The sequence below is a fragment of the Spiroplasma culicicola AES-1 genome (genome assembly GCF_000565175.1).
Lineage (GTDB): Bacteria > Bacillota_I > Bacilli_A > Mycoplasmatales > Mycoplasmataceae > Spiroplasma_A > Spiroplasma_A culicicola.
Window position 1 is genome coordinate 251,853 of the sequence record NZ_CP006681.1, and the last position, 25,683, is coordinate 277,535.

Below are 25,683 nucleotides of genomic sequence, written 5' to 3' on the forward strand. Positions count from 1 at the left end.
AAAATATGCTTATCTTTAAAAATGGTTTTAAACATTTAATAAAAGACTACTTACAATTTTCGATGTATATATTATTGATTCTTGTTTCAGTTTTATTTACATCAACATTTGGAATAACAGCATCAAATTTAATCTCATCAAATAATAAAATTAATCCAAATCCTTATAATTATGATTATTCATATCGTTATACAAGTAGTGGATATAGTTCAAATAGTACTCCAACATTATCTCCATTTTTTGCCTTTAATACAAAAACTATTAAACCAAATAATGGTGAACATGCATATTCAAACTTAACATTTGGTCAAAGTGATTCAATTCTAAAAGCAATTGAATTTAATTATGATGAAAATATTTTTTACTATGCTGATAGTTCATCAATTAAATATCGAAGAGTTACTTTTAACTTTGGTGACACAGATTCATTATGTTCCTCAAATCAAGAAGCTAATTCATATTCTTATTGTAATAATGAAAAATATTTGTTTGAATACAGTCCAGAAGAAAAATATGAAGTAGTTAAAACTAAAAGTTTTGGGACATTATTTAATTTTAATGAAGAAAGTATTTACTTTCAAAATTCATTAATTGGGCAGCTTTATCATAATTTTATTGATAATGATGATATTAATATAGAACAAAAAAGATTAGTAGCAACATATATATTTGACTATATGTTACAGTTAAATAATTCAAGTATAGTTGCAGGCTTAAAAGAATATATTCTTGTTAAAGTCAACGAATTAGAACCCAATAAGACAATGGAAGAAGACATTAAGACTGAACTTAATAAAAACATAAATGAATATATAAATTTTCAATATAAAGATGAAACTCTATTAGAAGATGATATTTCAACTGAGGGTTTAAATGGACAATTTGGGTGAATTATTAATAATGGAACACAAGAAAAGTTTTTTGCAGGTAAAGAAGACTATTTTACAATTACTAAAAATAAATATATTTTTGGTAATCCAGAAAATTCTGTAACTAATTCCTTTACTTATAAAATGAAAAATTTTGAATCTACAGGTATTTTTATCACCAAAACAAACGAAGAAAATGAATATAACATTAATGGTAATAGATTTACAAATGGAACATTTGTTCAAACATATTACAATTTACTTTCAAGTTTAACTAATTTTAATATTAAGCTACGTAATCAAGTAGTAATGTGAAATGATATTGGTGAAAAATTTAGAATTATTTCAAGTTATGTGGAAGGACCAACTGGAGATCCTATTTGAAATGATGATAATTACTATCAATTTAAAGTTAGAGATGAAAGCACTACAGGAAAAAACTTTACTAGAAATTCATTTATGATTTCTAGTGGTTATGCTAAAAATAAAAATCTAACAATTGGAAAGGAATATGAAATTATTCCTAATCTTAAACATAAATTTAGGATGGATGCGACAGGAGGAGATTCTTTAAATATTTATCCCACAATTTATGATGAAGATTTACTAGCTGATTCAACTAATCAAGCTTTAATTTATTTAAATTCTCGAGATTATCAAGATATTTTTTCTTCAGAAGATGAACCAATTTCAGGTGTTGGTTTATCAAAAATTTCGGAAAATAAATATCAAGATGTATCACGAGCATATATGGAATATAAAATTAATCCAAAAGATAAAAAAAATTACAAAATAGAAGATGACTTATATTTATTCAAATTATTTATTGCAGATAATTTATTAAATATAGATAAAATTGCAGATATTCTAAATACACCATCAGAATTAAATCCTGATTTAATTTTAAGTGCAACATCATTTGAAAAATATGATGAGACAACAGTTTTAAATCTAAGAACAAATTTATTTTCGTCTGCTATTTCAATGTTTTTAGCTATATCAATTATCTTTTCAATTATTTTTATCTCAGTGATTTTATTTATAGTTTATAATATCGTTAAAAAATTCTTAAATTCACAACGTGGACAGATTGGAAATTTAAAATCTTTAGGATATTCTACTAATAGATTAACTTTACAATTTACTCTCTATATTGTCTTGCCACTTCTACTATTAGTGCCACTGGGGTGAATTGCTTCAGTATTTTTACAAGAGTCAATTTTAGGAATCTTTAATCAATATTTTAATATTCCTGGAGAAAAGTTTTTAGACTGAAAATTCTTTTTAGCTGAATATTTTGGTTATGTAACTTTAATATTTATTATAGTTTATATTACAGGCTGAATGACAATTAGACAAAGCCCATTAATATTACTTTCACCTTCAAAAAGTGAAAAACCAAATTTATTTTTAGTTAATATATTTAAAAAAATGAAGTTTCATAACTTTATTACAAAAATGAGAACAGTTTTAATTTCTGTTTCGCTACGAGATATGTTTATTTTCTTTTCAACTTTTTTTGTAGCTTCAACAATATTATTGGTCTCGATTCTTGTACCAACAACGTTACAATCTATGTCACAAGAGTATTACAAAAATATAAAATACAATAATGATTACAATTATTCTTATATTTATGCAAACGTGCCTTTCTCAAGATATAGTTTTTATGAAAATGATGATAAAGCACAAGCAATATTAGATAATTCACCGTTATCAGGATTAATTGAATATGAAGGACAATATAAAAGTTTTTTTGAGTTTGATTTATCAGATCAAAATCAATATGAGTTTTTAAAAAATAATTTAACACGCTATTTTGAAAAAATGCTTGTTGCAAATTTATTTACCTTTAAGGGAAATTTAGTTTCAGTTGGATTAATGGACCAATTAGTTGAATTGTCACGACAAGGTTTAGATGAAAATAAAATAATTGAAAATGAATTTAATTTATTATCATGTAATGTTTTGCCAAATTTATTTGGTCAAACTTCAATCTTAGATAGTGATATTCCTTCGACTGCTAGTTCAAAGTATTCATATTGTGTAGAGCAAATTTCAAGTAATATTATTTCTTCAAATATAAAGCAAATGTGAGATGACAATGAGCAATTTTATAAAAACTTTTCATTTTCATTTGGAACAATTCCTGTAAATACAAATGAAGATCAATTGTATACTAGACTATCAATTCAAGATATTAAAGATAGTAAAAATAATGATTTAGAAATTTATGGAATTGATTTAGATAGTCAAGTAAATAATTTGGATATTAGTCAAAAAAATAAATTAAAATCAGAAAATGAAAATGTTATAAATGCTTTAAGTAATGAAAAACTAAAGCTACTTGGTTATAATGTTGGAGACCAAATTGAATTTGAATATAAAAATAATTTACTTGGTGTAAATAATTCAAATAATTTATTTACACCAGTTAATAATGATTGATGATTTTATGATCAAAATAATAATAATCAAAAAGATTCTAATGAATTGTCTATTTATGAAATGGACAATTCCAAATTTACATATTATAAAAAAACTGAAGATGATATTGTGAATATGTGAAAATTTAATGATCATTTAGGAAATGGAATAGAATCAATTCATGATTATTACAATTTAAATGATGTTAAACTTAAAATTCCAAAGAATTTAGTAAATAAAGAATTATTTGAAGCAGTTGATAAACAATATTTTGACATTTCGCGAATTTCTGAAGATATGAAGTATGTTAAAACTTATGATGAACAAGGAGATTATTATATTGTTCGTCCATATGATATACGTACATATGAATTAAATAACGGCAGTTATGAACCAGTTGAAATATCAATTGAATCATTGTTAAATTCAACAACAAATAATTGATATAACATTGCTTTAGAAAATAAATTATTTGAACCAATGTTGGAACCAATAACTTCTAAATATAAAATAAAAATTGTTGGTATTGAAAAGACATATGATAAAAATAGATTAATTGTTGATCAAGTTAATGCCAATAAAATTCTTGGTTATTTAAATCCAGATACTCGTATTACATTTAAAAATCAAAATTCAGTAAACATTTGATCAAATGCTAAAATGAGTAGCAATCAATTAATTTCCGATCAATTAGAAAGATTAATATTCCAACCTAAATTTGGAAATACTAGTGCTACTGGATTTGGCAAATATATGGAATCTGCAATTGGACCAACAGATTATGTTGATATGCAAAAAAATGTAATTAATAATTTAATTTTTGCAACATTGTCACTATCTATTGTCTTTATTTCAATTTCAATTTTTACAGGTTTAATGGTGATATATTTAATAACTGATTTATTTGTTGGAAAATATAAAAAATTTATGAGTTATATGATAGTTCAAGGATATTCAATGAAAGAGATAAATTCCATTATCTTATGAATTTTCTTACCATTAGCTTTATTTGCAATGTTATTTTCATCATTAATTATCTTTTTGCTTTTTAAATTGGCTATTCCTCAAGTTTTACTTGCTGTTAGTATTTCTGTACCACTTATTTTGGAATGGTGAGTTATTCCAACAATTTTATTAATTGGAATAATTATTTTTACAACAGCTTATTCACTTGTTTTGGGATCAATTAAAAAAGTAAATTTAGCAAGATTATTGGGATAGAAATAGTTTTTATAGCTTTTAAAGTTATAAAAACTATTTTTTTAGGGTCATACATATAGTTTATTTTTTAGATATAATATATTTGTTTATTTATTATAAAAATATATAATAATAGTTAATAAAGGGTGAGAGTATGAGAAAAGTTCGAATTTGAAGATTTTTAATTATGTTTTTAGTTGCAACATTTTGTCTATTTTTTGTTCCATTTTTTGCATTTTCACTTAATGAAGAAGGACAACTTATCTACATTTTTGGAGTTGAAAACTTTAATATATTAACTTATTACTTAATAGCATTAACAATTGTTTATTTAGCAACAGGTTTTTTAGCAAATGGTCTAAAAAATAAACCAGGTAAAGTATTTGGAGTGTTTAATACAATTAGTGCATTTAGTTTAATTGTTTTATTATCAATTTATGCATTTTATAATATTGGAATAGCTGGAGAATCAAAATTATTGACAATTATTCCTACAATTACTTTTATTGCAATTGATACAGTTCTTGCAATTGTACATATTTCAATTAATCTTAATCAAGCAACAGTTGTTCAACAAGTAGTTGCTCAACCTCAAGCTGTTGTTAATGTCGATAATGGAGCAATTAATCTAAATACAGTTGAATTAAGAGATGCAACTGAATTAAAATTAAAAATTCAAAATATGCAATCTGGTTTAAATAAGAGTTATGATGAAGCAATTGAAGAAATTGAAAAAACTGGAGCATTAAATGGGCTTGAAATTGGTCAAATTATTGCTGATTATGATGAACCTCCAAAAATTGTACCTTATATAGTTGAACCAAATTATAATACACAACCTTCTAATCAACCAGTTGAACCTCAACAAACTCAAACAATTAATCAAGAACCTGAATACTATCGTCCAAGAAGAGAAGACCCACTGGCACAAATTGAAAATAATGATGATTATCAAAGTATTCACTCTAATTCAGTTGCACCAAATGATGCAAAAGCTGGTGGTTATAAATATCTTTCAAGAAGAATTAATGATGAAAGAGAATCACACTAAAATTTAGCAGAATGCTAAATTTTTTTTATTAAATGGTAAAATAACATAAGTTAGGTGAATAAAAATGGCAGATACAAATACTACTTTACAAGTGGAGCAAAAAACTAAGAAGAAGAAAAAAGCTAAAAAAGAAAAAGATCCAAATAAACTTGGTTTTTTTAAGAGTATCGGTTTAAATAACTTTAAAAAAACTAATGGTGTTTTAATGTTTTTAGTTCTAATTTTTAGGTTAATAATGGTAGTCTATTGAATAGCAGCCCCAGTTTTACTTGCATTTGCCTTTTATTACGACCAAGGTGTACGTAATTTATTCTTTTATTTAATTTTTATATTTTTTGATGAAACACACATTGATGAAACAGGCGCAGTTGTTCCTACATATGATGAAACATTTGCAAATACAATTGCATTATCAGTTGCACCAATTATTTGGTTTCTTTCAGTATTAATAATTGGACTTGGAATTTTAAGACCGTTTATTAAAAAAGGTGAATGAAGACAAAGAGCATATTTATCTTTTAATTTCTTCTTTTGACCAATTTTAATGCTGTCATTATTATTTGGATTAAAATATCTTATTCCATATTTACCATCTGGACCTGAATCAATTTCACAAGGAGTTTATTATCCTCGATATACATATTGGTTAAATGCCAAAAATACTTTTTCACCCTTTAGTGGTTGATCAATTGTTTTTCAAGTCATAAATTATATTTTAATTGCTTTTGCAATCTTTATTGCCTTTGAAGCTCATCTAATTAAAAAACTTAAATTAGATTACAGTGACTTTTATAAACGAGAATTTAAAGAAAAATCTCTTGTAAATCAAGTAATTGAGGGAAGACTTGAATTTGGTGAACATGATGGAAAAGACTTAAAAGCAGAAATCAAGAAATTAAGAACAGATCTTGATATGGAAGAAAAAGAGCGTAAAATGGCTGCTTATTTAGCAGCTCAAGATGAGAAAAAAACATTAAAAGAGGCAAAGAAAAATGCTAAAAATAAAAAAAACACTAAGTCACAAGGGTAATAAAATTGAATACAGTGTTACTTATCGAGAACAAAAATATATTCGTTTAAAGATTATTGATCAAGATATTCAAGTTTCAAGTCCTTTGCAAGCACAAGACTGAGAAATTGAACAATTAATTTATCGCAATATTTCAAAAATTAATAAGATTATTGAATTTCGTGAAAAAACAAAAAAAGTTATTATCGCCAATCCAGGAAGCATCAAAATATTTGATATTAAAAATGAAGCATATTTTAGTGATCCAATTAAAGAAGATTTTAAATTAGCATTTAAAACTTATGAAAATGATGATTTAACAGTAAAACATATGTATAAAAAATTATCAAATTTATATTTTAGTGAATTTGAAAAAGTAATACATAAATGACTTAATATTATGCAATTAGAACTGAAAAATTTGTCTGTCAAAGAAATGAAAGGCAAATGAGGAGTTTGTTATCCTGAAAAATCAAAAGTTGTTTTAAATATTAAATTACTGCATTATCCAAAAGAAGCACTTGAATATGTGACTGTGCATGAATTAAGTCACTTAGTACATAAGAATCATTCACGTGATTTTTGATACCATGTTGAAAAGTTTTTACCAAAGTACAAAGAATACAGCGGACTTTTAAAACTATCAATTTAGAAAAGTATAAAGTATAATATTTTTAAACAAGGGGGATTGTCAAAAATGGGATGAAAAAAGGATTTTAAAAAGTTCAAAAAAGAGCAATTTAAAAAATCATCAATTTTTGACTATTCTCACGGAGAATCAAGCATTATTGAATGACAACGTTCATTTGAAAGTGTTGATTTTTATAATGTTGATAATTTACTAACTATAATTCAAGAGTTTAATAAAGAAATTAAAGAACAAGAAAGTCTTCAACAATATCCAGAAGTATTAGAAAATGGATATGATTGATTATTAAATGAAATAAATACTAAGGAACACTTTGAAAGTTATCCTTGTCACAGTTATTTTAAAAATGTTTATGAACAAATTGCGATGCAAAATGGCCATTTTGCTGCATGTCTATTAACAACAGCTTTAACTAAATTTACATATTATACAACTTTAAAATTTTGAAAAGTATTTAACTTTACATTTGCAAATAAAAACATTAATGATCCAAATTTAGGAAGATTATTTGAAGTAATGCAAAGAACTGGACTTGATGCAGTTGAAGGAATTATTAATAAAGCGCTTTTATTAATGGATGATAAGGAAATAATTCCTTATAAGCAACATTTATTAGTTGAAGAAATTATTGATTTAGGTGATGAATTTACTTATCACTGAAGTCGTATGTTAGATCAAGCAATTGATTTAACAATTGAAGCATTTAACTTTGAAGCTGAATATGGGAGCACAAATACTTATAGTTACACAAATACAAGTAACTTTAATAGTAATCAAGAAGATTTTGAAGATTTCTTTGAAAAAACTAAAACTATGGTATTCAATGATGAAGTCAATGAGGCATTTAATTATTTTGGTATTAGTAAATTAGAAAAACCAGAAATATTTAAAAAAGTTTATCGCAAACTGGCAAAACAATATCACCCAGATGTTAATCCAGATCCAGGTGCTGCAAACGAAATGAAAAAAATTAATGTATTTAAAACTATTGTTGAACAATATTATGAGAAATATGACTTAATTTAGGGGGAAAATTAATGATGCAAAAAGAAAGTTGATTTAAATTAATTGATTCATCAAATAAATTAATTAAAAATTTTGATAAATCAAATATTATTAAAAGTGTCAAAGAATTTAGTGAAAACTTAGTTTTATTTAGTGAAATATATTCATCAGACCGTGACCAATTTTATAAATTTATTGGACAAGAATATAAACAATTCTTTGTCCAAGCAACAAATATTGTCTCAAGTGCAGATTCAGTTGCAGTTATTATGCAATTAAATGAAGGAATCAATGATTATTTAATCTTAATTAACTTATTTAGACAATTAATTGTAATGTTAGATTCTTTATCAAGTGATTATTGATTAAAATTAGATTCAAATAATAATGGAGATTTTGCAAAGTTAATAATTGAACAGGCAAATAAAGCGGTTTTTGAAAAAAACCAAGAAGTTATTGAATTAGTTGAACAAAAAAGTAAAGAATTTAGTTTTGCTAAAGATGAGTTTTTTACAAATAATTTAAATCACCAATTGTGAACAGAAATTAAATCATTAGAACAAATTGTTTTATCAAAACCAGATGGAGACTTTGAATATTTCAAAGAGATATTAAGTCAAAAAGAACATTTAGCAGATGATATGGTAATTAACCTTTGAGCAATTTTGGCAATTAATATTAGTTACTTAGATTATTTAAATAACTTAGTAAATGCTTAAAAAAATTTATTGTTAAATTTAAATTTTAAATATGTTAAAGTTTAACAAAATAGAAGTATTAATATAAATAAATAATTTTAGAAATAAGGTTTAAGAAAATGAAAAGATTTAAAGGTTGAGAATATTATGAACATATTGAAAATGAAATAATTTCGAATGAAATCTATATTTTATTATCCTTATTTGGTTCTGAAAATCGCTATTTGATTGCTCTTGAAAAATTTTGATTTGAAAAAAGAGATTTAGCGGAATTTAGAACATATATTGAAGATGCTTTCGAAAAGATTGAAGTTGAAAAAAAAGAAGAAGTAGATCGCGATAGTTTAAGCTGTTTATTAAGATTAATGGCAATTTGTGATACATTTACAGATTATAGTTGTATTTATGATTTAACTCGTGAATTGTATGAAGATACAGGCGAAACTCCAGTTAGTCCATTAACAGTTTATGATTATTCATTTAAACAATTTATTGAAAGTGTTTTACAAGGGTTTTATACAGAACTTTCTGAAATTACACCACCTTTAAAATACAAAACACTAGTAGAAAAAATTATAAACGAAGCCAATATTTTATATGAAACAAAAGAATTTAATAAATTAATAACTAAATCTTATGAAATTAATGATTTGATTAGTGATTTATTAGATTTACTTGAAGATGATAGTGATGGAGAAAGACAATTTCAAGAACAAGCAGAAGTTGTTTTATATAATTTTGCCATTTATTATTCTACAAAATTCTACTTTGGTCTTTTACTAAGAGAAAGAATCATTTATGAAGAAGAAAAATTAAAAGGGATTACAATTGAAAATTATAAACCTTTAATGGATGAAGATGATTTGCGATTATCTGAAATGAAATCAATGAATGAAGATTCAAAAGAAATTTTTTATAAAACCTTAAAAAACTAATAAACTTAAGGAGGTCAAAAAAATGGCACAATCACATGTAAAATATCCATTTTGTTGTAAAGAAGATTCACTTTTCTTTTCAACGTTATTAGAAAACTACATTAATTTACGTAGAAAATATGATGGTTTGAAAATTTTAAATAGTGATTATCAAATATATCAAAAATTAGCACAATCTGATATTGAACTTTTAATAAAAAGATTAACAGAGAAGATTGATAAATTAAATCCCGATATTATTGAACAAGCTGAGAGTAAATATTGATCTGTTGCAAGTTTATTATTTATTTATTATGTTAAATTAGTATTTGAAACAATTTCAAGTACTTTTAGACATCAAGAATTTCTAATATTTATTAAAAAAGAGAGTTTAGACTTAAATAATTCTTTTGGAACAGAGCAAATTGAACAAGCACTTTATTTTATTAAAATGATATTTGAAGATATTGAAGTGTATAAACAAACTAGTACTTTCTAGGTACTTTTTTATTTACTTTTGCTATATTATTATGGTTCAAAATTTGATATTATTTTTTTGTTATACATTTTTAGGAGACATTATTTATGAATAAAAAAATTATTAATATAGCCGTTATTGCTCACGTTGATGCTGGTAAATCTACTTTGGTTGATGCTTTTTTAGGTCAATCTGGTGTATTTAGAGCAAATGAAGAAGTAAAAGAACAAGTAATGGATAGCAATGACCAAGAAAGAGAACGTGGAATTACAATTTATTCAAAAAATTGTGCCATCGAATACAATGATTACAAAATCAATATCGTAGATACTCCTGGCCATGCTGACTTTTCGAGTGAAGTTGAACGTATTATGAAAACTGTTGATACTGTTATTTTATTAGTGGATTCAGCAGAAGGACCAATGCCCCAAACTCGTTTTGTGCTTTCAAAAGCATTAGAATTAGGATTAAAACCAATTTTATTAATTAATAAAATTGATAAAAAAGATCAAAGAGCACTTGAAGTTGTTGATGAAGTTTTAGAATTATTTATGGAATTAGATGCCAATGATGAGCAAATTGAATTCCCAACATTATTTGGTGTTGCAAGAGAAGGAATTGTTCAATATACAATGGATGAAAAAAGTGACAACTTAGTACCATTATTTGAAACAATTATTAAACAAGTTGGAAATTATCCAATTGAATTGAGTCAAGAAACAATTCAATTACAAATTTCTTCATTAGCATATGATTCATTTATTGGAAGACTTGGAATTGGACGTTTATTTAAAGGTGTTTTAAATGAAGGTCAACAAGTTGCAATTTCAAAAAATGATGGAACAATTGCAAAAGGAAAAATTTCAGGACTATTTATTTATCAAGGATTAAAAAGAGTTGCTGTTAAAGAAGCACAAGCTGGAGAAATTGTTGTTATTTCTGGAATTAGTGATTTAACAATTGGAGATACAGTTTGTGATCCAAATAACATTGATGCTTTACCTCCAATTATTATTGAAGAACCAACAATGAGTATGAACTTCTTAGTAAATACTTCACCATTTGCTGGAAAAGTTGGTAAATTTGTAACAACAAGAAATATTAAAGAAAGATTAGACAAAGAATTAGAAGTAAATGTTGGATTAAGAGTTGAAGCATTAAGTGATTCTTCAGCTGATGGATTTAAAGTTCTTGGTCGTGGAGAATTGCATTTATCTGTTTTAATTGAAACAATGAGAAGAGAAGGATTTGAATTAGGAATTTCTAGACCTGAAGTTGTTTTTAGAGCTGATGAAAAAGGTAATAAACTTGAACCAATGGAAAAAGTTATTATTGATGTACCAACTGAATATTCAGGAACTGTTATTAATAAACTAAATATTAGAAAAGGTCTTATGACAGACATGGACAGTGATGGAATTAGAGATAAAGTAACTTATATTGTTCCAACACGTGGTCTAATTGGATTTAAATCAGAATTTGTAAATGATACTCGTGGAGAAGGAGTTCTTGTTAAATCATTTATGGGATATGAAGACTATAAAGGATCAATTGAAGGAAGAATTAATGGAACACTTGTATCAATGGCAAATGGAGTAACTTTACCATATGCTTTAAATAACTTAGAAGAAAGAGGAATCTTATTTGTTGGTCCTCAAGTTGAAGTTTATGATGGAATGATTGTTGGATTACATTCAAGAAACAATGATTTAGAAGTAAACCCAACAACTGGTAAAAAATTAACAAATACTAGAGCTAGTGGTAGTGATGATTCAGTTAAATTAACACCACCAAGAAAATTTACTCTAGAAGAAGCATTAGAATTTATCGAATGAGATGAGCTTGTAGAAGTAACTCCAGAAGATATTCGCTTAAGAAAAAAATGATTAACATCAAATGAACGTAGACAACATAGAAATGATCCTCACTAGGATAATTTCTATTTTTTTTATTTTTTTTGAAAAAAATTCTATTGTATCTTGCAAAAAAATTTCAAAGATATAAAAAATTAGGTTTATTATTAAATAGTAAGGAGAGAAACATATGTCAAAAATAGTTAATATAGTAGCACGTGAAGTATTAGATTCACGTGGATTTCCAACAGTTCAAGTTGATGTTACAACTGAATTTGGTGGATTTGGATCAGCAAAAGTTCCTTCAGGAGCATCAACTGGTTCAAGAGAAGCATTAGAATTAAGAGATGGAGATAAAGCACGTTACAACGGAAAAGGTGTTTTAAAAGCAGTTTCAAATGTAAATGATAAAATTGCTGATGAAATTATTGGTATGGAAGTAACTGATCAAGTTGCAATTGATACAAAAATGTGTGAATTAGATGGTGATGATTTCAAAAAAAACTTAGGAGCTAATGCAATCTTAGGTGTATCTTTAGCTGTAGCAAAAGCAGCAGCTGATGAATTAGAATTACCTCTATACAGATACATTGGGGGAACAAACGCAAGAAGATTGCCAGTTCCAATGTTAAACGTAATCAATGGGGGAGAACATGCAGATAGTGCAATTGACTTCCAAGAATTTATGATTATGCCTGTTGGAGCACCAACATTCTCTGAAGCTTTAAGATGAGCATCAGAAACTTTCCAAGCTTTAAAATCTTTATTACACGATAAAAAAGATATTACAGCAGTTGGAGATGAAGGGGGATTTGCTCCAAACTTTGCATGAGCATACCCAGAAGAAACAATTGAAGCTTTCAAAGCTAAAACTCCAGTTGAAATTGCTTTAGACTTATTAGTTGAAGCTATTGCAAAAGCTGGATACAAAACTGGAAGAGATGGAATTATGATTGCAATGGATTGTGCAAACTCAGAATTATACATCGATGGAAAATACCACTTCAAAAAAATTGAAAAATTAACAGGAAGTGATTTCTCAATGACAACTGATGAAATGGTTGCATACTTAGATAAATTGGTAGATAGCTACCCAATTATTTCAATCGAAGATGGATTAGCTGAATCAGATTGAGATGGATTCCAAAAACAAGTTAAAACTATGGGACATAAAATCCAAATCGTTGGAGATGACTTATTTGTAACAAACCCAAAAATTACAGCAGAAGGAATTGAGAAAAAAGCTGCAAACTCAGTTTTAATTAAATTAAACCAAATTGGTACTTTAACTGAAACTATTGAAACAATTCAAATGGCTCAAAAAGCTAACTGAACTGCAGTTACTTCACACCGTAGTGGTGAAACTGAAGATGCAACAATTGCTGACTTAGCAGTTGCATTAAACACAGGACAAATCAAAACTGGTTCAATGTCAAGATCTGATAGAATTGCAAAATACAATAGATTATTAGAAATTGAAGCTGAATTAGGAAATGCTGCAATTTATGATGGAATTAAATCATTCTACAACTTAGCAAAATAATTTATTAATTTATAAACAACCTTTTTTAAAGGTTGTTTTTTTAATATAATAATTAAGTTAGGTGGAATTAAAACATGTTTCTAAAAAAAGATCGCAAAATTAGTAATAATATAACAATTATTCTTTTGGTAAGTTTTTTTGTTTTATTTATGACTATTTTTGCAATTTATGATTTACAAATTTCAACCAATATTTTTAATCAAGGTTATGAAGCGTTAGATTGATTAAAACATGGTTTTGATATTTATGGAAAAACAATGATGGCGATTCCAATATATGCAACATTATTTATCATGCTAAATTATTGACTTGTAAATATGAATTTTAATAAAACATGAATGTGATTAATTAATGTTAGTTTTAATTTAGTTATTATTCTAACTTTATTATTAGTAGCCTTTGATTTTAATTTATTTATTGAATTAAATTGACAAGATAAAGAAAAAAAATTAGAAGCAATTTTTTATATTATTTGATATATCTTTATAATTGGTTTTATCGCTTTTTGTAATATGGTTTTTTTTATTAAAAAAATATATAAAAATCAATTATTAATGAATCATTTATTTAAAGCTTCAATTTATTGTCTAGTTTTCATTGCATTTTCATTAATAACAGTTGAGTTATTTAAAAATTTATTTGGTAGACCAAGACCAAGAAATGTTTTAAATGATGGAGAAGATTTTAAATATGTTTTTGAAATTAATTTTTCAAGTAAAAGAGGTAAAAGTTTTCCCTCAGGACATACTGAATCTGCTGGTTTAATGTTGGGATTATTATTTTATTGTAAAAAAGAAACCAAAAAACAAAAAAGTATTTTTTGAATAATTTTTGGATTAGGTTTAAGCAGTTTATTATTAACTGCAGCTTCAAGAGTCTTTATTTTAGCGCACTTTACAACCGATGTCACTTTTTCAATTTTTATGATCTTTACATATTTAATAACTTCGCAATTATTAGTAGACAAAATTATTTCAAAAAGGAGTATAAAAACAAATGGCTAAATATATTGGATTAGATTTAGGAAGTAAAACAATTGGAGTTGCAATTAGTGAAGGTTATTTTGCAAATGTTCATTCAACAATTCGTTTTGAAGAAGACAATTTTTCACAAGCAGTAGATTTATTAAAAAAACTATTAGAAAAAGAAGGATATGAAAAAATAATTGTAGGTTATCCAAAAAATATGGATGGTTCAATTGGCCATCGTGTTGAAATGATTGAAGATTTTTTAACAGTTTTATATCAGCATAGTAATGTAAAAGAAGAAGAAATTATCAAAATTGATGAAAGATTAACTACACGAATGGCAAAGTCACTTATGATTGAAGCTAATTTAAGTCGCAAAAAGCAAAAAATTAATAAAGACCAAATTGCTGCTAAATTAATACTTGAAACTTATTTACAACAAATTAAGTTATAATAAGTTTTATATGGAGGAAAATGGCATTATGCATCCATTGGTAAAAGAAATTTTATTTACAAAAGAACAAATTGATACTCGTACAGCTGAATTAGGTAAGGAAATCAGTGAATTTTATCAGACACAAGATGTAAAGGATAATACTGTTATCTTAATAGGTTTATTAAAAGGGTGTGTACCTTTTATGGCAAACTTTTTAAATCATTTCACGTATGAATGTCAAACAGAATTTATGGTCGTATCTTCATATCTTGGAGGTTTAAAAACTTCGGGAGAGCCAAAAATTAATTTAGATTTAAACTTATCAATTAAAGGAAAAACAATTTTAATTGTTGAAGATATTGTTGACTCAGGTTTGACATTAACATATGTAAAACAATATCTAGAGTTTAAAGGTGCAAAAGATGTAAGAATTGTCAGTCTTTTAGATAAACCTGAAGGACGAAAAACTAGTTTAAATCCAAATTGATATGGTTTTACAGTTCAAAAACAATTCTTGATAGGTTATGGTTTAGATTATGAAGAAAGATTGAGAAATCTTCCTTATGTAGCAATTTGTGATACAAGTAAATTAGATGATTGAAAATGATAAATGCATCTTGTGATGCATTTTTTTAAAAGATAATATAGAATGTACAAAAAGTGGGGAACTATATGACAAAAGTAGAACAAAATAAATTAAAATCAGTTACTAAAAAATTAAAAAAGCATTTTGTTATTAATAAACGATTGTTGATAGGTTTTTCAATTAACTTATCATTTCTTTTTATTGTAGCAATCTTATTTATAGTAGATATTGTAACCATAAAAAATGACATGTTAAACTACATTTTAATAGCTATGTCTGGTTACTTTATCTTATTTTTTACAATTGTTGGGTGATTTTCAACTGAATATTATTATAAAAATATTAGAGTATATGATGTTAATTTAAAGGTTGGCGAGCATGTATTTGATTATAAAAGAGAGATTGATAATACTGCAATTGGCTATATTGTAACAATTATTTTTGCCAGTTTTTTGGCAACTATAATATTTGTTTATGAATTAATTGTGAGCTTTGAACATAGTGATAGTGTTTTTATTGAAATTGGAATTATTTCAGTTCATTTACTTTTAATTCCATCATTTGTGAGAATGTTTGAAACAATTTTAGAAGTGTTACAAAAATTTAAAAAAGTTTTAAATCACTATTTAACAACTCAATTTGATAGTTTAGATGTTTTATTCGATGATGTACAATTTGCACCTAATTCAACACATTTAATTTTTACAGATTTTAACTTAACAAGTAAAAATAATATTTTTTTGATTACTTCTAAGAAATTCTCACAAGAAGATCAAGAAAAAATAAATGAATTTAATTTAAAAATTTTAGAGCAATATAAAGAAATGTGAGCAGATTATAGTATTGTTTATTCAATGTATCGCAATAGCTGTTCAGAAAAAAACTATAGAAATATTAGACAAATGAAAATGATTTTAATTACATTTTTAAAAATTTGAGATGATTTCTTTAAATTTTAAAATATATAAATAAACTCATACCTTAAAAAGGGAATGTTATATAATCATAGAGTACGGAGGCAAAATATGATTAAGAAAATAGGAGTTTTAACTTCTGGGGGTGACGCTCCAGGGATGAATGCAGCTATTGCTGCAGTTATTAAGGCTGCAATTTCAAAAGGAATTGAACCTTATGTTGTAAAAGAAGGATATAAAGGCTTAGTAAATAATTGAATTGAAAAAGTAGACATGGATTTTGCTGCAAACATCATGTCACGTGGAGGAACTGTTATAGGTTCAGCACGTTTTGTGGAATTTAAACAAGAATCAGTTAGACAAGTTGCTGTTGACAACTTAAAAGCTTTAGGAATTGAAGCTTTAGTAGTTGTTGGGGGTGATGGAAGTTATCAGGGAGCTGAAAAACTTACTAATATGGGAATCAATTGTATAGGATTACCTGGAACAATTGACAATGATATTGTTTCTTCAGATTATACAATTGGATTTGATACTGCATTAAATACAGTTGTAAGATCAATTGACTCAATTCGTGATACTATGAACTCTCACAGTAGATGTTGTGTTGTTGAAATAATGGGAAATGAATGTGGGGATTTAACATTATATGCAGCAACAGCAACTGGAGCTGAAGTCTTTTCAACAAAAGAAAGTTTTTTAACAGAAGATGAAATTGCTTTAGAAGTTAAAAAATTAGCAGAACAAGGGAAAAGAAGTGTAATTGTGGCTGTTGCTGAAAAAATTTATTCAGATGTTCACAAATTAGCTGAAAAAATTGAAAAAGAATCTGGTTATGTTACTAGAGCAACTGTTTTGGGACATATTCAAAGAGGAGGAATTCCTTCAGCAATGGATCGTTATTTAGCTGTAACTGCTGGAATGTTTGCAGTTGATCAATTAATTGAAGGAAAAGGTGGATTATATATTGGAATGAGTGAAAATAAACTTGTTGCAAGAGATATTAATTCTACATTAAATATGCCTAGACCAGATAAAAGCAATGAATATAATGAATTAAGAAAAATTAACAAAGCAATATAATTGTTTTAAAAGGAGATATCTTTATGATAGAAAAAAATTTAGAATTTTATGAACCAAGTGTTTTAGCTAAAAAGGTAAAACGTACAAAGATTGTAACTACAATTGGACCAAGTACAAATACTAAGAATGATATTCGTAAATTATTTGAATCAGGGATGAATGTTGTAAGATTAAACTTTTCTCATGGGAGTCAAGATGAACATGTAGCAAAAATTACTTCTACAAAAGAGTTAAGAGATGAATTAGAAAAACCAATTTCAATTCTTTTAGATACAAAAGGACCAGAAATTCGTGTTGGAAAAATGATTGATGGAGCACAAGAAGTAAAAGCTGGAAGCGACATTAGAATTTATACTCGTGAAAGTGATTACAAAACAAAAGAATGTAAAGCAACTGAAATGACAGTATCTTATGATATGAGTGTTGATTTAAAAGCTGGAGATACTATTTTAGTTGATGATGGAAAATTGACATTAAACGTTTTAAATGTTGAACCAGGATTAATTAATTGTCGTGCATTTAATAGTCATGTTTTAAAAACAAACAAAAGAATTAATTTACCAGGAGTTGATTTTTCATTACCTTTCTTAAGTGACAAAGATATTGAAGATATTAGATTTGGTGCAAAACAAGATATTGATTATATTGCTGCAAGTTTTGTAAATACTGCACAAAACGTAAATGATATTAGAGCAATTTTAAAAGAAGAAAATGCACAAAATATTCAAATTATTTCAAAAATTGAATCAAAAATTGGAATCTTTAATTTAGATGAAATTATTGAAGCAAGTGATGGAATTATGGTTGCTCGTGGGGATTTAGGATTAGAAATTCCTTTCTATGAAGTTCCTTACTGAGAAAAACAAATGATCAGAAAATGTCGTAAAGCTGGAAAAATCTGTATTGTGGCAACTCAAATGTTAGAATCAATGACAGATAATCCTCAACCAACAAGAGCTGAAGTAACTGATGTGTATTATGCAACTGAATTGGGAACTGATGCAACAATGTTGAGTGGAGAATCTGCTGCAGGAATTTATCCATTTATTACAACAGAAACAATGGCAACAATTAATAAACGTGCAGAATTAAGTTTTTATGGAAAAATCTATTATGATAGAGCGCTTGAAAATGCAAGACAATCAAGTTCAGGAAAAAGAGCAGAAATTGCTGATGAACTTGCCAACATTACTAGAAATGGTAAATATGAATATGCAATTGTTTTATCTAGAACTGGTGAGTTATTAAAAACAATTTCTAAATTTAGACCAAACGTTACTATTTTAGGAGTTTGTGATGATCCAAAATTATGAAATGCATTTGGAGCATGACATTCAATCTTTATGAATAAAGTTGATAGCATTGATGAAGTTGCTGAAAATCCAGTATTATTGGGAGAAATTGCAAGATCTTGAGGTGCTAAAAAAGGTGAAGAAATATTAATTGTTAAATCAGAAGATATCAAAATTCATACATTATAAAATAGGTTCAAAACCTATTTTTTTATTATTAACCTTTTTTAAAGTGATATAATCTCTTTGTTATACAGAAGGAGAACTAATATGAAAATTTATAACTTACAAGACAAAGTTAAAAGAACTAAAGTAATTACAACAATTGGACCTTCAGTTCACTCAAAAGAAGCTTTAAAAGAGTTATTCGAAAAAGGAATGACAACAATTCGTTTAAACTTCTCACATGCTGACTTTAGCGAACACGGGGAAAGATTTGTTTGAGCTAAAGAATTGAGAAAAGAATTAAACAAACCAATTTCAATTCTTTTAGATACAAAAGGACCAGAAATTCGTGTTGGAAAAATGAAAGATGGAAAACAAGAAATTAAAGCTGGAACTGATGTAAAAGTTTACACAAACCCAGAAGAATTCACAACAAGAGAATGTGGAAATGACGAATTACAAATGTCATATGATATGTCTCAAGATGTAAAAGTGGGAGACAAAGTTTTAGTTGATGATGGAAAATTAACAATGACAGTTACTGATGTTAAACCAGGACTAGTTATGTGTAAAGCATTTAACACTCACGTTGTTAAATCAAACAAACGTGTTAACTTACCAGGAGTTGACTTTACATTACCATTCTTAGCAGAAAAAGATTACAACGATATTAAATTCGGTGTAGAAAATGGTATTGATTATGTTGCTGCATCATTTGTTAATAATGCAGATAACGTAAATGAAATTAGAGCATTATTGAAAGAAAATGGTGCAGAACATGTACAAATTATTTCAAAAATCGAATCAGAAATAGGAATCGATAATATTGATTCAATTATTGATGCAAGTGATGGAATTATGATTGCTCGTGGAGATTTAGGATTAGAAATTCCTTACTATGAAGTTCCTTACTGAGAAAAACAAATGATCAGAAAATGTAGAGAAAAAGGAAAATTAGTTATTGTGGCAACTCAAATGTTAGAATCAATGACAGACAATCCTCAACCAACAAGAGCTGAAGTAACTGACGTTTATTGAGCAACTGAATTAGGTTCAGATGCAACAATGTTAAGTGGTGAATCTGCAAACGGAGATTTCCCATTTATTACAACAGAAACAATGGCAACAATTAACAAACGTGCAGAAATTGAATTCTACACAAAACTTTACTACCAAAAACAATTAGATAACGCTGTAAAATCTACAAGTGGAAAAAGAGCAGAAATTGCAAACCAATTAGCAAATACTACAATTGATGGAAAATACGAATATGCAGTAGTTGCATCAAGAACTGGTGAATTGTTAAAAACAATTTCTAAATTTAGACCAAACGTTACTATTTTAGGAGTAAGTGGTGATGAAAAATTATGAACTGCATTTGGAGCATGACATTCAATCTTTATGAACCAAGTTGCAGACTTTGATGCTTTCTTAACTGATGAAGCTCAAGTATCAGAAATTGCAAAATCATGAGGAGCAAAATCTGGAGAAAAAATCTTATTTGTAAGAAATGAAGATATCAAAGAGATAACAGTTAAATAATTTAAAAAATACCTTATTTAAGGTATTTTTTATTTTTACATTTCAAGATTAATTATTTTTGAAGTATTTGTTTTTTCTAGTGTTTCAATAATTTTTAAACTAATCTCTTTTGTCACAATTGGACTTTCATATTTTTGGTCTTTTAATAATTCATAAACATGATCTAATTCTAAGCAAAGTCCTTCACCTTCAGTTTCAAAATAAAAATCATATTCTTTAATCAAATTATTATTAAAATCAAAATGACTAACAGTATATGCCATATGGGCAATATCTTTTTTATAATTTTGATTATATTTTTGTGTATTGCCCCCAATTTTTAAATAGCCTTTACTTCCACACACTAAATTGGACAATTCATCTGTAAAATTGGAACTACCAATTATGTTAGAAATAATACCACTTTGATGTTTTACAGTATAAAACTGACTTGCAATTGCTTTATTGTTTTTATAACTTTGATTCATTGAAGTTAATGCTGAAGGCATTCCCCCAAGAGCATATGCTAAATATAGACCATAAACTCCTCCTCCAAAATGAAAACCATTAGTTTTTTCTTCTGCTTTTGGATTTGCAATAACTCCACTAGTTGAAATTTTGCCAAAACCAGCTTTAAGATAATATACATTGCCAATTGCACCTTCATTAATTAATTGTTTTGCTTTTTGAAAAGCAGGAGATAAGCCAGATTTAATACCATCAAAAAATAAGCATTTTTTAGTTTGTGCAATTTGATATAAAGTTTTGGCTTCATTTAGAGATAAAGCAATTGGTTTTTCACAAAAAACATTAAAGTTATTTTCTAAAAAGAATTTTGCATATTGAAAGTGTGTTTCATCAGGTGTTCCTATATAAATTAAATCAATCTTTGCTTTGTCTTTTACAATATCTTGATAATTTTGATAAACAGTTTTAATATTTCAAGTGGTTGCAAAATCTTGGGCATGGGCAAAATTGCGATTGTAAACTCCAATGACATTAATATCATTTTGATATTTGCTATGTTTGATATCTTTTAAGAATCAAGTGCAGATTCTTCCTGTTCCTATAAAAATTACATTCATATTTTTTCCTCTACTTTCACAAATATTATAGTCTTATATAAGTGATTAACGTTATTTTTAAACAATGGCCATTTTAATAAAGCAATAAATAATATGATATTATAAAAATGAAGAGGGTGAGTAAAATGGAAGCATTTTTAATGACTTTAGCATTAATTTTTTTAGTAGCTCCATTTTTTATATGAAGTTTTTTAGCTTTTTATACAAGAACTAAAAAGAAAGTAATTAACAAATTTGGATGAAAAGTATTGGGGATGATTGTTGCTGGACTTGCACTTTCAGTTATATGCTTAGTAATTCTTGTTGTTGTTTATATGTAGAAAGTGATGTTTAAGTAAATGAAATATGATGTTAAGGAAAAAATTATAATTTCAGATCCAGAATTAATCAAAGAAAAAGATCTTGAATTTGAAAAATTAAAAGAAAAATTTGATGAAAAAAAACATGGCTCAATGACAGAAGAAATGAAAAGAAATATTCGTACTGTTAAAAGAGCAAAAATTTTGTATCCTTTAGAGCAAGTATTTAAGTTATTTATAAATTTATCAGCAAAAGATATCAATGGTAATTTAGAAGGTTTTGATTTAGCAGAGGGTAATTACTATTATTCGTCTAAAAAAACAGGAGAAAACTTAATTAAGGTTGACAGTTTAGAGAAGGAAAGTGAATTTGGTGTTAAATTATATACTGGTGATCACCAAATTCACAGAGTAGTTCATTTCAAAGGAAATGATAAAATTGCCAAGATAAAATTAGTTGATGATTGTAAGGGAATGGAAACTGTTTTTGGACTATTAAACAACTATAAAAAAGTAAGTTATCAAAAATCAGTTAAAATATCATTTGAAATTCAAATTTTGCAATTATATATTGAACTAACAGATGATGAAAAATATAAAACAATCTTACAAGAAAAGATTAAAAGATTACAAAAGAAGTCAAAAAAATATATTTATTAGTAAATTCCATTCTTGGAATTTTTTTTTTTTTTTTTGTAATGAAAATAAAGCAACTAAAATAGGTATTTGGGAAAATATTCCAAATTATTATAACTTTTTTAGAAATATTATTTACTAATTTTAAGAAAAATTGTATATTTATAGTAGAAAGGAGAAAATGATGTTAAAAATTTTATTATGTTGTTCGGCTGGTATGTCTACAAGTTTATTAGTATCTAAAATGCAATCAGAAGCACGTAAAATGAATTTTGAATGTGAAATTGAAGCAATGAGTGTTACTGAAGGAAAACAATTAATCAATAACTGAGATGTTGTTATGGTGGGTCCCCAAGTGACTTATGCATTAGATGAATTTAAAAAGATTACTGCTAAACCTGTTGAAGCAATACCTCCGCAAATTTATGCTACCGCAAAAGGTAAGGAGGCTCTTGAAATGGCTAAACGTATGGCCGAGGGAGCCAATATTAAGTATTAATTAATAACAAATTTAATATAATCTAAAATCTTGAGTAATGAAAGAAAGGTTATTTATCTATGGAAATGGGAAAGAAAGAAAGTAAGGTCAAACGTTGGTTTAGTACCAAATTTGTCCCAGCCATTACCAAGTTAGGTTCACAACGACATCTTGCATCATTAAGAGATGCGTTTGGGACTTTAATTCCCTTAACAATTGCTGGATCATTAGGATTGATTATGAATGGAATTGTTTTTGGGGGAGCTGGTAGTGGTTATGTTTCACTTTTAGGGTTAATCGTTAAAATGGTTCACCCTGATATGGCGTGAGAAGAAATATCAGCATATTTGTGAGAAGATAATGGTTTTAACAAGGCTATGTTAGTTGGAACTAATTTATTTGCACAATTAAATACAATAACAATTGGAATGACTTCATTGTGATTTGCATTCACATTTGGTTACTTCTTATCATTAACTAGAAATTGTAAAAATCCAGTTATTGCTGGTTTCGCATCATTAATTGGTTTCTTAGCAACTACAATGGGAAACATTGGTTTCTTCCAAGGAGCTGAGGGATTAATTTCAGCACTAATCTTTGGTATCATCAGCACAGAAATGTTTTTGTGATTATCAAATGTTAGAGCTCTATACATCAAACTTCCTGACGGAGTTCCACCAAGTGTAAGTAAATCATTTGCAGTATTCTTACCGTTTATGATTACAGTTGGAACTATCGCTTTATCAAATATAGTGTTTGTTTTACCAAACGTTTTAGGAGCAGACTTAGCTGTTACTAAATCTGCATTTACAAGTTTTTCAGGGTCAGAAACTGATTGACAAATATACTTTAGTCAAAATGTTATTGAAAGATTAGGTCCAATTTATGGAGTAGATAATGAACTAGTTTTACAATTACAAGACATTTGATCTGGAGATGGTAGTGCAGAATCAAAATTAAATGCAATTAAAACTTTATATGAAAATTCTTCAACAGAAGATCAAGGAATAATTGGAGCTATGATTTCATTAATGAATGGAACAATTAGTGACAAGGGAGAATGAGCCTTTGCAGTTGATAAAGCTACAATTAATAACTTATATGGAGATGCATCATTACAATTTATTGATGCAAATGGTACTTTAGTACTGTTGTCAAAATATATTCAAACTTCAATTTCAGGAGCAGCATTTGGTTGATCTGCTGCTATATATCAATTTTTTGTAAGCTCATTACTTGTTTTTGCAACAGGTAGTGGAGGATTGGGATTAGCATTAGCATATGCATTCTTTATCTCATTCCTATGATTCTTTGGAGTTCACGGTTCAAACGTTGTAAACGGAGCCTTTTCTCCAATTTGATCAATGATTGGAACAATTAACTTAACACTAATTACAAGTTTAGGTTACCAAGCTGCAGCTGCCTCAGGAGAAATGGGAGTATTCTCAGGACAATTCTTTGATACTTTCATGAACTTAGGAGGAAGTGGAGCTACATTAAGTTTAATTATTGGAACATTTGTATTCTCAAAACGTCAAGATATGAGAAAAATTGCAACTTATGCTGCACCAAGTGGAATCTTCCAAATTAACGAACCAGTTTTATTTGGATATCCAATTGTTTTAAATGCAGTGTATGCAACACCATTTATCTTAGCACCAATGGTAAACGTTTTTGTGGGATGATTATTCTCACCAGATGTAATGAATATTGTAGGTTATGCACAAATTGGTGTGCCATGAACTACACCATACTTACTAGCTAGTGTGATAGTTTACTTATCACCAAAAGCATTAATTCCAGCATTACTTGTTACAGGAGTTTCATTTGCGATCTATATGCCTTTCATTTGACTGGACAACATGAGTTACTTCAGAAAATTGAAAGCAAATTTCCCAGAGCAATATGCTCTTGAAATGAAATACTATTCAGATCCAAGATTTAAATTCCAAACAATTACTGGAAATAAACATGAAAGATTAGTTGATAAAGCAGAAGTTATTATCAACAATGCACACAGTCAAAATAGATTCTGAGAACAAAAAATGACTGATAAAGCAAAATTAGAAGCAAGAAAAGCCAAAAATGTGGCACTTGCAGAAATTAGAAATGAATATGCAGTATTAGAAGCTGATTTATTCAAAGAAATTCGTGTAGAAACTGAAAAAGTTTATGACAGAAAATGAGATTATGTAAACAGTATTACAGCAATCAAAGATAAAGCAAAATTAGACATTAAAGCTGCAAAAGACAGTGGAAGAATGGATGAAGTTGTTCAAATTAAGCAAACTGCAAAAGAAAATATCATGGCCAAAAAAGCTGATTGAAAAGCAAGTGCAGATACAAACAGAGCGTATGTTCAAGATATGAAAAAACAAGTTGCACAAGTAAAATTAGAAGCAAAACAACAATTAGCTCAAGCTAAAGTTTCTACAAAAGAAAAATTAAATGCTGCAAAAGCAAAATAGTTTAAACAATTATTGCTCACACACTCAGGTGTGTGAGCAATTTTTATTAAAAAGGG

Annotated in this window: 22 protein-coding genes; 21 read left to right on the top strand and 1 reads right to left on the bottom strand. The window is 27.0% G+C overall.

All coding sequences use genetic code 4. The features are described from left to right. Positions 1–5: 5 nt before the first annotated feature. The 17 genes from SCULI_RS01170 (at position 6) to pyk (SCULI_RS01250) (ending at position 20,682) form a co-directional block, all read left to right on the top strand. On the top strand, positions 6–4,517 hold the full coding sequence (locus SCULI_RS01170) for a Yip1 family protein (protein ID WP_025362803.1): 4,512 nt from the start codon (positions 6–8) through the stop codon (positions 4,515–4,517). A 133-nt stretch (positions 4,518–4,650) separates the two neighbouring features. Next, entirely contained in the window at positions 4,651–5,547 is an 897-nt protein-coding gene (locus SCULI_RS01175) for a hypothetical protein (protein ID WP_025362804.1), read from the top strand. A 64-nt stretch (positions 5,548–5,611) separates the two neighbouring features. Beyond that, positions 5,612–6,577, top strand: coding sequence for a hypothetical protein (locus tag SCULI_RS01180; protein WP_025362805.1), 966 nt, complete (start codon positions 5,612–5,614; stop codon positions 6,575–6,577). Next, positions 6,540–7,208: a YgjP-like metallopeptidase domain-containing protein gene (locus SCULI_RS01185; protein ID WP_025362806.1), complete on the top strand. Its 669-nt coding sequence runs from the start codon at positions 6,540–6,542 to the stop codon at positions 7,206–7,208. The genes SCULI_RS01180 and SCULI_RS01185 overlap by 38 nt, the downstream gene beginning before the upstream one ends. A 45-nt stretch (positions 7,209–7,253) precedes the next feature. Further along, complete coding sequence (locus tag SCULI_RS05720; protein WP_025362807.1) at positions 7,254–8,231, top strand: DnaJ domain-containing protein; 978 nt, start codon at positions 7,254–7,256, stop codon at positions 8,229–8,231. 11 nt (positions 8,232–8,242) lie between these two features. After that, complete coding sequence (locus SCULI_RS01195; RefSeq protein WP_025362808.1) at positions 8,243–8,929, top strand: hypothetical protein; 687 nt, start codon at positions 8,243–8,245, stop codon at positions 8,927–8,929. 98 nt (positions 8,930–9,027) lie between these two features. Then, positions 9,028–9,843, top strand: coding sequence for a hypothetical protein (locus SCULI_RS01200; RefSeq protein ID WP_025362809.1), 816 nt, complete (start codon positions 9,028–9,030; stop codon positions 9,841–9,843). A gap of 22 nt (positions 9,844–9,865) precedes the next feature. Continuing rightward, the gene (locus tag SCULI_RS01205; protein ID WP_025362810.1) at positions 9,866–10,321 is read left to right on the top strand and encodes a hypothetical protein; all 456 of its coding nucleotides are present in this window, start codon (positions 9,866–9,868) and stop codon (positions 10,319–10,321) included. Between the two features lie 86 nt (positions 10,322–10,407). Next, positions 10,408–12,231, top strand: a complete 1,824-nt coding sequence (gene typA, locus SCULI_RS01210; RefSeq protein WP_038648000.1) for a translational GTPase TypA — start codon at positions 10,408–10,410, stop codon at positions 12,229–12,231. 112 nt (positions 12,232–12,343) lie between these two features. Beyond that, positions 12,344–13,696 (top strand): phosphopyruvate hydratase, encoded by a 1,353-nt coding sequence (eno, locus tag SCULI_RS01215; protein ID WP_025362812.1) that lies wholly within the window; start codon positions 12,344–12,346, stop codon positions 13,694–13,696. Positions 13,697–13,770: 74 nt separating this feature from the next. Next, a complete protein-coding gene (locus SCULI_RS01220) occupies positions 13,771–14,700 on the top strand; it encodes a phosphatase PAP2 family protein (RefSeq protein ID WP_025362813.1) in 930 nt (309 codons plus the stop codon). Next, positions 14,693–15,118 (top strand): Holliday junction resolvase RuvX, encoded by a 426-nt coding sequence (gene ruvX, locus SCULI_RS01225; protein WP_025362814.1) that lies wholly within the window; start codon positions 14,693–14,695, stop codon positions 15,116–15,118. The genes SCULI_RS01220 and ruvX overlap by 8 nt, the downstream gene beginning before the upstream one ends. Before the next feature lie 28 nt (positions 15,119–15,146). Next, positions 15,147–15,710 (top strand): hypoxanthine phosphoribosyltransferase, encoded by a 564-nt coding sequence (gene hpt / locus SCULI_RS01230; protein ID WP_201767138.1) that lies wholly within the window; start codon positions 15,147–15,149, stop codon positions 15,708–15,710. 62 nt (positions 15,711–15,772) lie between these two features. Further along, positions 15,773–16,645: a hypothetical protein gene (locus SCULI_RS01235; protein ID WP_025362816.1), complete on the top strand. Its 873-nt coding sequence runs from the start codon at positions 15,773–15,775 to the stop codon at positions 16,643–16,645. 66 nt (positions 16,646–16,711) lie between these two features. Then, positions 16,712–17,683, top strand: a complete 972-nt coding sequence (gene pfkA, locus SCULI_RS01240; protein ID WP_025362817.1) for a 6-phosphofructokinase — start codon at positions 16,712–16,714, stop codon at positions 17,681–17,683. Between the two features lie 23 nt (positions 17,684–17,706). Next, on the top strand, positions 17,707–19,164 hold the full coding sequence (pyk, locus tag SCULI_RS01245) for a pyruvate kinase (RefSeq protein ID WP_053230317.1): 1,458 nt from the start codon (positions 17,707–17,709) through the stop codon (positions 19,162–19,164). 81 nt (positions 19,165–19,245) lie between these two features. Beyond that, positions 19,246–20,682, top strand: coding sequence for a pyruvate kinase (gene pyk / locus SCULI_RS01250; RefSeq protein WP_025362819.1), 1,437 nt, complete (start codon positions 19,246–19,248; stop codon positions 20,680–20,682). A gap of 35 nt (positions 20,683–20,717) precedes the next feature. Here the strand turns inward: pyk (SCULI_RS01250) and SCULI_RS01255 are convergent, their stop codons facing one another. Next, the gene (locus SCULI_RS01255) at positions 20,718–21,746 is read right to left on the bottom strand and encodes a Gfo/Idh/MocA family protein (RefSeq protein WP_025362820.1); all 1,029 of its coding nucleotides are present in this window, start codon (positions 21,744–21,746) and stop codon (positions 20,718–20,720) included. A 125-nt stretch (positions 21,747–21,871) separates the two neighbouring features. Here SCULI_RS01255 and SCULI_RS01260 point away from each other — a divergent pair, with 125 nt between their 5' ends. The 4 genes from SCULI_RS01260 to SCULI_RS01275 all read left to right on the top strand — a co-directional run bounded on the left by SCULI_RS01260 (position 21,872) and on the right by SCULI_RS01275 (position 25,627). Continuing rightward, on the top strand, positions 21,872–22,066 hold the full coding sequence (locus SCULI_RS01260) for a hypothetical protein (RefSeq protein WP_025362821.1): 195 nt from the start codon (positions 21,872–21,874) through the stop codon (positions 22,064–22,066). An 18-nt stretch (positions 22,067–22,084) separates the two neighbouring features. After that, entirely contained in the window at positions 22,085–22,705 is a 621-nt protein-coding gene (locus SCULI_RS01265; RefSeq protein WP_025362822.1) for a hypothetical protein, read from the top strand. 160 nt (positions 22,706–22,865) lie between these two features. Further along, positions 22,866–23,180 (top strand): PTS sugar transporter subunit IIB, encoded by a 315-nt coding sequence (locus tag SCULI_RS01270; RefSeq protein ID WP_025362823.1) that lies wholly within the window; start codon positions 22,866–22,868, stop codon positions 23,178–23,180. A gap of 59 nt (positions 23,181–23,239) precedes the next feature. After that, a complete protein-coding gene (locus tag SCULI_RS01275; protein WP_025362824.1) occupies positions 23,240–25,627 on the top strand; it encodes a PTS sugar transporter subunit IIC in 2,388 nt (795 codons plus the stop codon). The last annotated feature ends 56 nt before the right edge of the window (positions 25,628–25,683 follow it).